Raw genomic sequence first — 12,283 nt, 5'->3', positions numbered from 1 at the left:
CCGTTCCGTACGGGTGCATCCTCGCACCTGTCACGGACAACACGCCCGGCGCCGGCCAATAAATGATCTTGAATGATCGCACCCCTTCATCCGCGCGAGGAATCCGTCCGGGCGCACATCCGGACATACAAGCCGACGAAAGCCGGGGAGGGCCGGGCGGCCCGGGGGAAAATCGCCCCCGGCATACCCCGCCAAACATCACTCTTCGTATATATGTGCGGCAACCAACCTCCGGCACCCCGCGTCTTCCCGGGCGACACCCCCTAGAGTGGGCCGGAAAAACGAACCACAGCAGGACGACAGCAGGGAGCGCGAGACGTGCGGCCAGTCGGCAGCAAGTACCTGCTCGAGGAGCCGCTCGGACGCGGCGCCACGGGCACCGTCTGGCGTGCCCGCCAGCGGGAGGCCGCGGGCGCGGAGGCGGCCGTCGCCGGGCAGCCCGGCGAGACCGTGGCCATCAAGGTCCTCAAGGAGGAGCTGGCCCAGGACGCGGACATCGTCATGCGCTTCCTGCGCGAGCGCTCCGTCCTGCTGCGCCTGACGCACCCCAACATCGTGCGCACCCGCGACCTCGTCGTCGAGGGCGACCTCCTCGCCCTCGTCATGGACCTGATCGACGGCCCGGACCTGCACAAGTACATCCGGCAGAACGGCCCCTTCACGCCGGTCGCCGCGAGCCTGCTGACCGCTCAGATCGCGGACGCGCTCGCCGCCAGCCACGCCGACGGCGTGGTCCACCGCGACCTGAAGCCCGCCAACGTCCTGCTCGACGAGCGCGGCGGCCAGATGAAGCCGATGCTCACCGACTTCGGCATCGCCCGCCTGGCCGACTCCCCGGGCCTGACCCGCACGCACGAGTTCGTCGGCACCCCCGCCTACGTCGCCCCCGAGTCCGCCGAGGGCCGCCCGCAGACCTCCGCCGTCGACATCTACGGCGCGGGCATCCTGCTCTACGAACTGGTCACCGGACGCCCGCCGTTCGCCGGCGGCACCGCCCTCGAGGTGCTCCACCGCCACCTCAGCGAGGACCCGCAGCGCCCGCCGAACGTGCCCGAGCCGCTCTGGATCGTCATCGAGCGCTGCCTGCGCAAGGAGCCGAACGAGCGCCCCAGCGCCGAGAACCTGGCCCGTGGACTGCGCGTGGTCGCCTCCGGCATCGGCGTGCACAGCGCCCCCGCCGAGGTGGAGGCCGCCCTCGGCGTCGGCGCGCTGCTCGCGCCCGACCCCTCGCCCGCGCCGGTCCCCGAGACCGCGGGCGGCGCAGCCGCCGACCCGACCCAGGTGCTGCCCGGCCGCGCCGCGTCGCCGATGGGCGCGTACGACCCGAACGGCATGACCAGCGTGCTCCCGCCGGTCGGCGCCGCGGACGCCACCTCGGTGCTGCCCAGCACGGGTGGCCCCGGCGGCCCCGGCGCGGACCCGACCTCCGTCATGCCCCCGGTGCAGCAGCCGGACCAGCCGCACCCGTGGCAGTCGCAGATGCAGGCCGCGCGCGACCGCAACGAGCAGACGCAGATGCACTACCTCGACCCGAGCGAGGACCCGCTGCGCCGGCGCCCGCAGCGCCAGGCGCCCCCGCCGCCGCAGCAACGGCCGCAGTACCGGCAGGGCCCGCCGCCGCAGCCGTACCAGCAGCAGCGTCCCCAGCCGCCGCAGTACCAGCAGCCTCCGCAGCAGCAGCCGTACTACCAGCCGCAGCCGCCGCCCCAGCAGTACCAGCAGCCGCAGCAGCCCCCGTACCAGCAGCAGCCCCCGCGGCAGCCCCAGCGCCAGGCGCCCCCGCAGCAGCAGCCCCCGCAGGGCCCGCCGCCGCAGCAGCGCGCCCCCCGGGAGCCGCGCGAGCCGCGCCGCCGCAGCGCCAACCCGGTCAAGATCCCGGGCCTGGGCTGCCTCAAGGGCTGCCTGGTCCTGATCCTGCTGTTCGTCGTGGCGGGCTGGCTGGTCTGGGAGCTCACCCCGCTCCAGGAGTGGCTCGGCACCGGCAAGGGCTGGTGGGACCAGCTGTGGACCTGGGGCTCCGACATCGTCGACTGGGTCGGTGCGATCGGCGACTCCACGGGCGGCGGCACGCCCTGAACCGGGCTCTCGTAGCGCCGACTTCGTAGATTTGTCGACTTCTGGGACGTGATTTCGCCCCCAGAAGTGAAGGTCGCAGTGTTCCGGGGCGTCCAACCCCCACCCGGCCGCGTAGCTTTGGTGCGTACGCCAGCCGCTGAGGGAGCAGTCGTGGCACGGAAGATCGGCAGCCGGTACACCGCGCACCAGATCCTGGGGCGCGGCAGCGCGGGCACGGTGTGGCTGGGCGAGGGGCCGGACGGGCCCGTCGCCGTCAAACTGCTGCGCGAGGACCTCGCGTCCGACCAGGAGCTGGTCGGACGCTTCGTCCAGGAGCGCAGCGCGCTGCTCGGCCTGGACCACCCCCACATCGTCTCCGTCCGCGACCTCGTCGTCGACGGCAGCGACCTGGCCCTGGTCATGGACCTCGTACGCGGTACGGACCTGCGCACGCGCCTCGACCGGGAGCGCCGGCTCGCCCCCGAGGCGGCCGTGGCGATCGTCGCCGACGTCGCGGACGCGCTGGCGGCAGCGCATGCGGCCGGGGTCGTGCACCGGGACGTGAAGCCCGAGAACGTGCTGCTGGACATGCAGGGGCCGCTGGGGCCGGGCGGATCGCATCCGGCGCTGCTGACCGACTTCGGCGTGGCCAAGCTGATCGACTCGCCGCGCCGGGCCGCCGGGGCGGCGGGCGTGCGGGCCTCGGCCCCGACGACCCGGATCATCGGCACGCCGGACTACCTGGCGCCGGAGATCGTGGAGGGCCTGCCGCCGCGGGCGGCCGTGGACATATACGCCCTGGCCACCGTGCTGTACGAGCTGCTGGCGGGTTTCACGCCGTTCGGCGGGGGCCACCCGGGGGCGGTGCTGCGCCGGCACGTGACGGAGACGGTCGTCCCCCTGCCCGGCATCCCCGACGAGCTGTGGCAGCTGATCGTGCAGTGCCTTGCGAAGGCGCCGGCCTCGCGCCTGCGCGCGTCGGAGCTGTCGGTCCGGCTGCGGGACCTGCTCCCCCTCCTGGCCGGGATGCCGCCGCTGGACGTGGACGAGCCGGACGAGCCGGACCCGGAGCCGGAGTCGGCCGAGCCGGTGGAAGCCGACGGCCCGGTCCGCCGCCGGGGCGTGGTGCCGCTGGTCCCGGGCTCCGCGACGGACTCGAACCGGGACACGCACACCTCGATGCGGGTGCCGGGGCCGGACGAGCTGGCCGGGGGTGCGCTGGGCACCGCCAGGGTCCCCCGCCCCGCGGGCGGCCACCGGCCGGGCTCGGCCCGCCACCGCGCGGAGACGGCCCGCAAGCGCCGCCTGGCCCTGACGGCCGGGGCCGTCGCCCTGGCCACCGCGCTGGGCGTGGGCACCTGGCTGGCCGCCTCCGGCGACGAGCCGCCACCCCCGCAGGACAGCAAGCACTCGGCCCCGTCGAAGCCGTAGCCACCCCGGACCGGACCCGGTCCGGGGCTACGCCTGGACCAGTTCGGGGTGCCAGCGGCGGGCCACCGCCGGGTGGGCCCGGGTCCAGCCCTTCAGCTCGTTGCGCCCGTACTCGGCGTGCAGCGGATTCGTCGCGTCGTGCGCCACCCCCGGCGCCGACCGCAGGTACTCGCCCGGAACCGTCTCCACCACCGCATCCAGGCGCGGGTTGTAGAAGAACGGCACCGAGTACCGCTCCACCGCCCCCGGCGGGCTGACCACCCGGTGGTCCGTGGCCACCAGGTACCCCTCCGTCGCGATCTCCAGCAGCTCGCCCAGGTTGACCACGAACGCCCCCGGCATCGGCGGTACGTCCAGGAACCCGTCGCCCTGGCGTACCTGCAGGCCGCCCACCGAGTCCTGGAGCAGCAGCGTCAGGAAGCCGTAGTCCTTGTGGGCCCCGACCCCCTGGTCGGTGCCGGTCGGGGAGGAGCCGGGGTAGCGGATCAGCTTCGTGTGCAGGTGCGGCCGGTCCGCGAAGGCCTCGTCGAAGAAGTCGGAGGGGGCGCCGATCGAGGTCAGCAGTTCCTGCAGCAGGCGGTGGGCCACCGCGGCCAGCCGGGACTGCCACTCCAGTACGACCGTGCGCAGCTCCGGCAGGGCCTGCGGCCACTGGTTCGGGCCCTCCAGCCACAGGTACGGCGGGTCGTCGGGGCCCACCACCGGCGCCGGCCGCTCGGCGCCGACGTCCAGCTGGTCGCGCCAGTCGGAGGCCCCGCCGGTCAGCTCGTGGCCGATGCGGGTGTAGCCACGGAAGTGCGGCGAGTTCAGGTTGCTCACGGCGAGCCGGTCGGCCTCGGGCAGTGCGAAGAACGCCCTGGTCACCTCGAGGATGCGGGCGGTCTCCGCATCGGTGATGCCGTGCCCGGTCAGGTGCAGGAAGCCGGTGTCCCGGGCTGCCGCGTGCAGCTCCTTCAGGAAGTCGGCCCGCTGGGTCGGGTCGTCGGCCTGGGAGAGATCGATGACGGGAAGAGAGGTGTGCGCGGACGGCATGACGGCTCCGTTTCGGATGTCACGGGGTCCTGTTCCCCAAAGGGTGTCGGGGCAGCGGATGGGGAGGGCCGCCGGCAGGGATGGCGCCGGAGCCGCTTGGGCCGCGTACAGGACCAAGTCGGATCGGGGTGGATCAGGCTTGGGGATGGTCCGGCGGCAGACAGCTCGTCGTCGTGACACGCATGTGATCCACATGGCGGCGCTTGACGAGGAGGAGAGTCATACCGTGAGCGTACGCCCGTTCCCTCGCTCACCAGAACGGGAGATCCGGCCTGCCCGGACAGGGCCGTCCGCGGACCGGCTACGCTGGACCCGTGGCAGTCGTCGATGTTTCCGAAGAGCTGAAGTCCCTCTCCTCGACCATGGGGTCGATCGAGGCCGTCCTGGACCTCGACAAGCTGAGGGCAGAAATCGCCGTGCTCGAGGAGCAGGCCGCCGCGCCGTCCCTGTGGGACGACCCGGAGGCCGCCCAGAAGATCACGAGCAAGCTTTCGCACCTCCAGGCCGAGGTCCGCAAGACCGAGACCCTGCGCGGCCGCATCGACGACCTCGCGGTTCTGTTCGAGCTCGCCCAGGAGATGGACGACGCGGACACCCTCGCCGAGGCCGAGGCCGAGCTGACCTCCGTCCGCAAGGCGCTGGACGAGATGGAGGTCCGCACCCTGCTCTCCGGCGAGTACGCCGAGCGCGAGGCGCTGGTCAACATCCGCGCCGAGGCCGGCGGCGTCGACGCCTCCGACTTCGCCGAGCGCCTGCAGCGCATGTACCTGCGCTGGGCCGAGCGCCACGGCTACCCCACGGAGATCTACGAGACCTCGTACGCGGAAGAGGCCGGCATCAAGTCGACCACCTTCGTGGTCAAGGCCCCGTACGCCTACGGCACCCTCTCGGTCGAGCAGGGCACGCACCGCCTGGTGCGGATCTCGCCCTTCGACAACCAGGGCCGCCGCCAGACCTCCTTCGCGGGCGTCGAGGTGCTGCCGGTCGTCGAGACCAGCGACCACGTCGAGATCGACGAGACCGAGCTGCGCATCGACGTGTACCGCGCCTCCGGCCCCGGTGGCCAGGGCGTCAACACGACCGACTCGGCCGTGCGCATCACGCACCTCCCGACCGGCATCGTCGTCTCCTGCCAGAACGAGCGCTCGCAGATCCAGAACAAGGCCAGCGCCATGAACGTCCTCCAGGCCAAGCTGCTCGAGCGGCGCCGCCAGGAGGAGCAGGCCAAGATGGACGCCCTCAAGGACGGCGGCAGCTCCTGGGGCAACCAGATGCGGTCCTACGTCCTGCACCCGTACCAGATGGTCAAGGACCTGCGGACGGAGTTCGAGGTCGGCAACCCGCAGGCGGTGCTCGACGGCGAGATCGACGGCTTCCTCGAGGCCGGCATCCGCTGGCGCAAGCAGCAGGAGCAGACCGCGTAAGGCGGCGAACGGCATGGGAAGGGCCCGGACACCCGAGGTGTCCGGGCCCTTCCCATGCCGGAATGTCATGATCGGAACGCGGGGAGGCTACGCCGCCTGCTGTGCCACCCAGGCCAGAGCCGCCACAAGGACCACCAGGAGCACGATGAGCGTCATGGGGTTCAGGCCGGCGAAGGGGCCCTCCTGCTGGAGGCGCTCCCGGTTCGCCCGGCACACCGGGCAGCGGCCCTGACTGACGGGCGCGGCGCAGTTCGCGCACACGAGCCGGTCATATGTCATGCGCTCTCCTCCTCTCGTCCCCTTGAACAACGCCTGACGGAACGAGTCCGTTCCCCTACCACTGTGCCAGCTCTGGCGACATTCGGCGCGGCCCGTCCGGGCAATCACGGACCGACCCTCCCGGACCAGGGGATATATCGGGCAACTCCGGACGCCGGGTCCCCACCCCCCGCCCGTTCGCGTATGGTCACGCACACCGACTCCGCACACCTACTCCCGGCGACCGTGGTGCACCCGTGATCCGATTCGACAACGTCTCCAAGTCCTACCCGAAGCAGAACCGTCCTGCACTCAGAGATGTCTCCCTGGACATCGCGAAGGGCGAGTTCGTCTTCCTGGTCGGCTCCTCCGGCTCCGGCAAGTCCACCTTCCTGCGGCTGGTCCTGCGCGAGGAGCGGGCGAGCCACGGCCAGGTCCACGTGCTCGGCAAGGACCTCGCCAAGCTCTCCAACTGGAAGGTCCCGCAGATGCGGCGCCAGCTGGGGACCGTCTTCCAGGACTTCCGCCTCCTCCCCAACAAGACCGTGGCCGAGAACGTCGCCTTCGCCCAGGAGGTCATCGGCAAGCCGAGAGGCGAGATCCGCAAGGCCGTCCCGCAGGTCCTGGAGCTCGTGGGCCTCGGCGGCAAGGAGGACCGGATGCCCGGCGAGCTCTCCGGCGGTGAGCAGCAGCGCGTGGCCATCGCCCGCGCCTTCGTCAACCGGCCCGCCCTCCTCATCGCGGACGAGCCCACCGGCAACCTCGACCCGCAGACCTCGGTCGGCATCATGAAGCTGCTGGACCGGATCAACCGGACCGGCACCACCGTGATCATGGCCACGCACGACCAGCAGATCGTGGACCAGATGCGCAAGCGCGTCATCGAACTCGAACAGGGCCGACTCGTACGCGACCAGTCGCGCGGCGTCTACGGCTACCAGCACTGAAGGGCTTTGAGACGTCATGCGCGCCCAGTTCGTCATGTCGGAGATCGGCGTCGGTCTCCGTCGCAATCTCACCATGACCTTCGCGGTCATCATCTCCGTGGCCCTGTCGCTGGCCCTGTTCGGTGGCTCCCTGCTCATGCGCGACCAGGTGAGCCAGATGAAGGGCTACTGGTACGACAAGGTCAACGTCTCGATCTACCTCTGCAACAAGAGTGACGCGGAGGACAACAGCGAGAGCGGGAGCAAGGCCTGCGCCAAGGGCGCGGTCACGCCCGAGCAGAAGCAGCAGATCGAGGCCGACCTGAAGAAGATGGACCTCGTCGAGACGGTCCACTACGAGTCCTCGGACGAGGCCTTCAAGCACTACAAGGAGCGCTTCGGGCACACCGCGCTCGCCTCGGTGATCACCCCGGACCAGATGCCCGAATCCTTCCGGGTGAAGCTGGAGCAGCCCGAGAAGTACAAGGTCATCACCACCGCCTTCGCGGGCCGCGACGGCGTGCAGTCGGTGGAGGACCAGCACCAGGAGCTCGACAACCTCTTCACGATGCTCGGCTACCTCAACCTGGCCGCCCTCGGCATCATGCTGATCATGCTGATCGTGGCCCTGCTGCTGATCGTCAACACCGTGCGCGTCTCCGCCTTCAGCCGGAGGCGGGAGACCGGGATCATGCGGCTCGTCGGCGCCTCCAGCTTCTACATCCAGGTGCCGTTCATCATGGAGGCCGCTTTCGCGGGTCTCATCGGCGGCGTGTTCGCCTGCGCCATGCTCGGCGCCGGCCAGTACTTCGTCATCGACCACGGCGCCTCGCTGCGCACCAAGATGGAGCTGATCAACTTCATCGGCTGGGACTCCGTCCTGACCAAGCTGCCGTTGGTGCTGGTCATCGGGGTGCTGATGCCCTCGCTGGCCGCCTTCATCGCATTGCGCAAGTACCTGAAGGTGTGACAAGCGCCCCGTGTGAGGTCCGCCCAACCCGCCGTGCCTCCACGGGGCTTGTCCTAGACTCGGCGCCATGCTGGGCTTGCCGAGTATTCCCCCCTTCTGTCTCCGGCCCCGCGACCTGCGTCGCGGGGCCGTTTTGACGTTGGCCTTCATCGCGGCCGTCGGTGCCGCGGCGGGCACCGGCTGCTGGGACCGCGCGGACGCCCTGGGGGCCGCCGGCGGCGGGTTAACGGCCGCCGGTACGCAGACCCCCGCGGCCGGGTCCGAGGCGCCCCGGGAGGGCGGCACCGCCGACCGCGAGGCCGTGGCCCGCGCCGCCGCCGAAGCCGTCGCCGAGGGCAAGTCCGGCAAGAAGGCCGCCCAGGAGGTGGTCAGCCGCAGCGGCGACCGCTGGGGCATGGTCTACGACCAGGGCGAGTACGCCGCCTTCACCGACGACCTCGACGGCCGCTGGACCGGCGTCGGGCTCTGGACCGAGCGCCGCCAGGACGGCCGCATCGACGTCGACAAGGTCCAGCCCGGCAGCCCCGCCGCCCGGGCCGGGCTCCGCGCCGGGGACCGGCTGCTGAGCATCGACGGCAACGCCGTCACCGGCCTGCGCGTCTGCGACGTGGTCGCCCTGCTGCGCGGCGAGGCCGGCACCCCCGTCGTCCTGCACCTCACCCGGGACGGCGCCGACCGCACCGAGACCCTGCGCCGCGAGCAGCTGCACGCCGAGCCCGTGACCGTACGGGAGCTCCCGGGCGGGATCACGGTCATCAAGGTCGCCTCCTTCACCCGCGGATCGGGCGAACAGGTCCGGGCCGCCGTCCGCGCGGCCCCGGCCGGCGCAGGCTTCATGCTCGACCTGCGCGGAAACCCCGGCGGCCTGGTCACCGAGGCAGTGACGGCCGCCTCCGCCTTCCTGGACGGCGGGCTGGTGGCCACGTACGACGTACGGGGAGCCCAGCGCGCCCTGTACGCGAGCCCGGGCGGGGACACCGCGAGACCCCTGGTGGCCCTGGTCGACGGTGGCACGATGAGCGCGGCGGAGCTGGTGACGGGCGCCCTCCAGGACCGCGGCCGCGCGGTGGCGGTGGGCACGAGGACCTTCGGCAAGGGCTCGGTGCAGATGCCGACGCAGCTCCCGGACGGCTCGGTGGCGGAGCTGACGGTCGGTACGTACCGCACCCCGGCGGGCCGCAGCCTCGACGGCAACGGCATCACCCCGGACCTCGCGGCGGCCGACGGCGCCGAGGAACGGGCGCGCACAGTATTGGGTGGCCTGGGGGTGGGTCCGTAGTGCGAAAATGACCGCACTATGGCTAAGGAAAAAGGGCGCAAGCTGATCGCCCAGAACAAGAAGGCGCGGCACGACTACACGATCATCGACACCTACGAGTGCGGCCTCGTCCTCACGGGTACCGAGGTCAAGTCCCTGCGCCAGGGCCGGGCCTCGCTGGTGGACGGCTTCGTGTCGGTGGAGAGCGGCGAGGCCTGGCTCTACAACGTGCACGTGCCGGAGTACAGCCAGGGCACCTGGACCAACCACAGCGCCCGCCGCAAGCGCAAGCTCCTCCTGCACCGCGAGGAGATCGACAAGCTGGACTCGAAGACCGGCGAGACGGGCAACACGATCGTGCCGCTCTCGCTGTACTTCAAGGACGGCCGGGCGAAGGTCGAGATCGCGCTGGCGAAGGGCAAGAAGGAGTACGACAAGCGCCAGGCCCTGCGTGAGAAGCAGGACACGCGCGAGACGAACCGGGTGATCTCGGCCGTGAAGCGCAAGGAGCGCGGTCAGCTGTAATCTCCTGGCATCCCGTGGTCCACTTCGCGTACCATGGCGTCAGCACCGCCCCCCGGGGTGGAGCAGCTTGTTAAAAAAACATGGGGATGATCGGTTTCGACAGCGGATGTCGATGCAGGGGAAGCGAGCCGAGGAAGCGGCAATGATCTCGCTAACCACATGTCGCAAAAAATAATCGCCAACTCCAAGAGCGATAACTCCCGCTTCACCCTCGCTGCCTAATAACAGTGAGCTGAAGCCTCTGTGAGGAGCGTCAGCCCGGAAGTGGTCCCGGTCCGGATCCTGGCGTCAATTAGGGATCTAAACCTCTAGCCCCGGTCACGGGGGTTGGAGGGAAACCAAACAGTGACTGAGCCCGTCGGAGACTTGTCCGTGTGATCTCCGGGGCCGAGAAAAGCGCAGCGGACTGCGCTCGGAGAAGCCCTGCTTCTGCACCGTTGGACGCGGGTTCGATTCCCGCCATCTCCACTCATCCCATGTGGGCGAAGGCCCCGCAGCCGTCAGGCTGCGGGGCCTTCGTCATGCCCGGGGTCCCGGCATCAGTAGTGGTACCGGGCCTTGAGCACCTTCATTTCCTTCTCGTCCGCCCGGTACACGAGGCGGTGTTCGTCGTCGATGCGGCGGGACCAGTAGCCGGACAGTTCGCCTTTCAGCGGTTCGGGCTTGCCGATGCCGGTGAACGGGTCGCGCTGGATCTCGCCGATCAGGCGGGTGATCCGGCGGGCCATCTTCAGGTCGGAGGAGAGCCAGAACAGGAAGTCCTCCCACGCGGCCGGGTCGAAGTGAACGCTCCTCACTCCTCCCCTCCGGCCAACTGCCTCAGCTCGTCCATGCTCTTGGCGACCGATGAGGCGCCCTCGCGGTCGCGCGCGACGGCTTCCATCAGCCGCTGGGCGTTGGCGGGGGAGCGCAGCAGGTAGACGGTCTCCTGCCACGAGTCGTAGTCGTCGGCGGACATGAGAACGGCGTCACCGTTCTTGGAGGTGATCCGCACCGGGGCGTGGTCGGTGTTGACGCGTTCGATCAAGGGGAACAGGGTCGCCCTGGCTTCGCTGGCGCTTATGGACATGGTCCGCTCCTCCGGTTGTGGTACGAGTTCACGGTACCTGAGTCGTACCGGAAAGTCGTACCGTCGGGAGGGCCGGGAGGACCAGCAAGGTGAGGACGGCCGCGGCGGCCGGGAGGGCGTACGGGGTGGTGGGGCCCAGGTGGTCCACCAGGGTGCCCGCCGTGGCCGAGCCCAGGGCTATGCCCGTCAGGATGGCCGTCACCGCCAGGGTCATCGACTCGTTGAGGCGGCCCTCGGGGGCAATGGCGTGGATCTTGGACATCGCCGTGACCATCGTCGGGGCCGTGGCCATGCCCGCCAGGAGGAGGGCGGCGGCCAGGAGGGGGAGGGAGCCGGTGGCCGCTGCCGCCCAGGGGAGGGTCATCGCGAGGGCCAGGGCGATCAGGCAGGTCCGCAGGCTGCGCGGGCGGAAGGCTCCGTAGAGCAGGCCGGCCGCGCAGGAGCCCGCCGCCTGGAGGGCAAGGACCAGGCCGGTGGCGGCGCCCAGGCCGCGGGCGTCGAGGTGGGCGATCGACGTGACCTCCATCGAGCCGAAGAGCAGGCCCAGCGGGAGGAAGAGCGCCAGGAGGGGCAGCACCGCGCGCAGCGGGGAGGTGCCGTGCCGGGGCGCCGACACCGGGGGCTCCGTGGCCCGTTGGGACGTGAACAGCAGCATGCCGGCGAGCAGGAGGGCGGCCGCCGTGAGGGTGCCCGCCTCCGGGAAGACGGCCGAGCAGAGGAACGCCGCCACCACCGGGCCGAACATGAAGCACAGCTCGTCCGCGGCCTGCTCGAAGGACATCGCCGTGTGGTGCGCGGCGGGGGAGTCGCGCAGCAGGTGGGTCCAGCGGGCCCGGGACATGCCGCCGATGTTGGGGGTGGTCGCGGTGGCGGCGTAGGAGGCGAAGAGGGTCCAGGCGGGGGCCTGCGCGCGGACGCAGAGGATCAGTCCCACCGAGCCCAGCACCGCGATCAGCGTCGCCGGGACGGCGATCCGGGCCTGGCCGTACCGGTCGACCAGGCGGGCGGTCCACGGCGCGACCAGCGCGGTGGCGGCCAGCCCGGTGGCGGTGACCGCGCCGGCGAGGGCGTACGAGCCGCGCTGGCCGGCGATCATCATGACCGCGCTGATGCCGAACATGCCCATGGGGAGGCGGGCGATGAGGTTCCCGGCGGTGAAGGCGCGGGCCCCGGGGAGGGTGAAGAGCCTGCCGTACGGGCCCGGAGCGCGGGCCGCCCGCCGGCGCGGGGCGGGGGCGATCACGAGGGTCGAGCCGGTCACGGTCATCAGCGGGGCGGAGGTGGTCTGCGGCATGATCCAAGGCTCCGGCGCAGGGGGCCCGGACGTCCAACACC

The 12,283-nt window shown here is 71.2% G+C and carries 12 protein-coding genes and 1 other RNA gene; 8 read left to right on the top strand and 5 right to left on the bottom strand.

What is annotated here, in order from left to right; all coding sequences use genetic code 11:
* Positions 1-318 precede the first annotated feature (318 nt).
* Together ACZ5WG_RS13915 and ACZ5WG_RS13910 are read left to right on the top strand one after the other, a co-directional pair.
* Entirely contained in the window at positions 319-2,076 is a 1,758-nt protein-coding gene (locus ACZ5WG_RS13915) for a serine/threonine-protein kinase (RefSeq protein ID WP_468722991.1), read from the top strand.
* Between the two features lie 150 nt (positions 2,077-2,226).
* Positions 2,227-3,486: a serine/threonine-protein kinase gene (locus tag ACZ5WG_RS13910; RefSeq protein ID WP_468722989.1), complete on the top strand. Its 1,260-nt coding sequence runs from the start codon at positions 2,227-2,229 to the stop codon at positions 3,484-3,486.
* Between the two features lie 27 nt (positions 3,487-3,513).
* On the opposite strand, the gene ACZ5WG_RS13905 is transcribed toward ACZ5WG_RS13910, so the two are convergent.
* A complete protein-coding gene (locus ACZ5WG_RS13905; protein WP_468722988.1) occupies positions 3,514-4,518 on the bottom strand; it encodes an isopenicillin N synthase family dioxygenase in 1,005 nt (334 codons plus the stop codon).
* A gap of 314 nt (positions 4,519-4,832) precedes the next feature.
* Here ACZ5WG_RS13905 and prfB point away from each other — a divergent pair, with 314 nt between their 5' ends.
* Entirely contained in the window at positions 4,833-5,942 is a 1,110-nt protein-coding gene (gene prfB / locus ACZ5WG_RS13900; RefSeq protein WP_468722986.1) for a peptide chain release factor 2, read from the top strand.
* An 87-nt stretch (positions 5,943-6,029) separates the two neighbouring features.
* On the opposite strand, the gene ACZ5WG_RS13895 is transcribed toward prfB, so the two are convergent.
* Positions 6,030-6,221, bottom strand: coding sequence for a hypothetical protein (locus ACZ5WG_RS13895; RefSeq protein WP_468722984.1), 192 nt, complete (start codon positions 6,219-6,221; stop codon positions 6,030-6,032).
* 236 nt (positions 6,222-6,457) lie between these two features.
* Here ACZ5WG_RS13895 and ftsE point away from each other — a divergent pair, with 236 nt between their 5' ends.
* From ftsE to ssrA, 5 genes are all read left to right on the top strand, one after another.
* Entirely contained in the window at positions 6,458-7,147 is a 690-nt protein-coding gene (ftsE, locus tag ACZ5WG_RS13890) for a cell division ATP-binding protein FtsE (RefSeq protein ID WP_030161344.1), read from the top strand.
* Positions 7,148-7,163: 16 nt separating this feature from the next.
* Complete coding sequence (gene ftsX, locus ACZ5WG_RS13885) at positions 7,164-8,096, top strand: permease-like cell division protein FtsX (protein ID WP_468722982.1); 933 nt, start codon at positions 7,164-7,166, stop codon at positions 8,094-8,096.
* A 67-nt stretch (positions 8,097-8,163) separates the two neighbouring features.
* Positions 8,164-9,375, top strand: coding sequence for a S41 family peptidase (locus ACZ5WG_RS13880; protein WP_468722980.1), 1,212 nt, complete (start codon positions 8,164-8,166; stop codon positions 9,373-9,375).
* 18 nt (positions 9,376-9,393) lie between these two features.
* Complete coding sequence (gene smpB, locus ACZ5WG_RS13875) at positions 9,394-9,879, top strand: SsrA-binding protein SmpB (RefSeq protein WP_030161337.1); 486 nt, start codon at positions 9,394-9,396, stop codon at positions 9,877-9,879.
* An 82-nt stretch (positions 9,880-9,961) separates the two neighbouring features.
* Positions 9,962-10,350, top strand: a transfer-messenger RNA (tmRNA) gene (gene ssrA / locus ACZ5WG_RS13870).
* A gap of 68 nt (positions 10,351-10,418) precedes the next feature.
* Here the strand turns inward: ssrA and ACZ5WG_RS13865 are convergent.
* Genes ACZ5WG_RS13865 through ACZ5WG_RS13855 form a run of 3 tightly spaced genes read right to left on the bottom strand, consistent with a single transcriptional unit; the run spans position 10,419 to position 12,242 of the window.
* Positions 10,419-10,676: a Txe/YoeB family addiction module toxin gene (locus ACZ5WG_RS13865; RefSeq protein WP_468722977.1), complete on the bottom strand. Its 258-nt coding sequence runs from the start codon at positions 10,674-10,676 to the stop codon at positions 10,419-10,421.
* On the bottom strand, positions 10,673-10,948 hold the full coding sequence (locus ACZ5WG_RS13860; protein WP_134075676.1) for a type II toxin-antitoxin system Phd/YefM family antitoxin: 276 nt from the start codon (positions 10,946-10,948) through the stop codon (positions 10,673-10,675). Before ACZ5WG_RS13860 ends, ACZ5WG_RS13865 begins: the two co-directional genes overlap by 4 nt.
* Positions 10,949-10,976: 28 nt before the next feature.
* The gene (locus tag ACZ5WG_RS13855; protein WP_468722975.1) at positions 10,977-12,242 is read right to left on the bottom strand and encodes an MFS transporter; all 1,266 of its coding nucleotides are present in this window, start codon (positions 12,240-12,242) and stop codon (positions 10,977-10,979) included.
* Between the last annotated feature and the right edge of the window lie 41 nt (positions 12,243-12,283).

The organism is Streptomyces sp. NPDC032745 (genome assembly GCF_055579465.1).
Note: the sequence above shows the minus strand (reverse complement) of the source record. Positions and strands in the feature narration are given on the sequence as shown.

Coding starts and splice junctions, on each gene's coding strand:
- ACZ5WG_RS13905 (WP_468722988.1), bottom strand. CDS start 4,518: ATGCCGTCCGCGCACACCTCTCTTCCCGTCATCGATCTCTCCCAGGCC.
- ACZ5WG_RS13895 (WP_468722984.1), bottom strand. CDS start 6,221: ATGACATATGACCGGCTCGTGTGCGCGAACTGCGCCGCGCCCGTCAGT.
- ftsX (WP_468722982.1), top strand. CDS start 7,164: ATGCGCGCCCAGTTCGTCATGTCGGAGATCGGCGTCGGTCTCCGTCGC.
- ACZ5WG_RS13880 (WP_468722980.1), top strand. CDS start 8,164: ATGCTGGGCTTGCCGAGTATTCCCCCCTTCTGTCTCCGGCCCCGCGAC.
- smpB (WP_030161337.1), top strand. CDS start 9,394: ATGGCTAAGGAAAAAGGGCGCAAGCTGATCGCCCAGAACAAGAAGGCG.
- ACZ5WG_RS13860 (WP_134075676.1), bottom strand. CDS start 10,948: ATGTCCATAAGCGCCAGCGAAGCCAGGGCGACCCTGTTCCCCTTGATC.
- ACZ5WG_RS13855 (WP_468722975.1), bottom strand. CDS start 12,242: ATGCCGCAGACCACCTCCGCCCCGCTGATGACCGTGACCGGCTCGACC.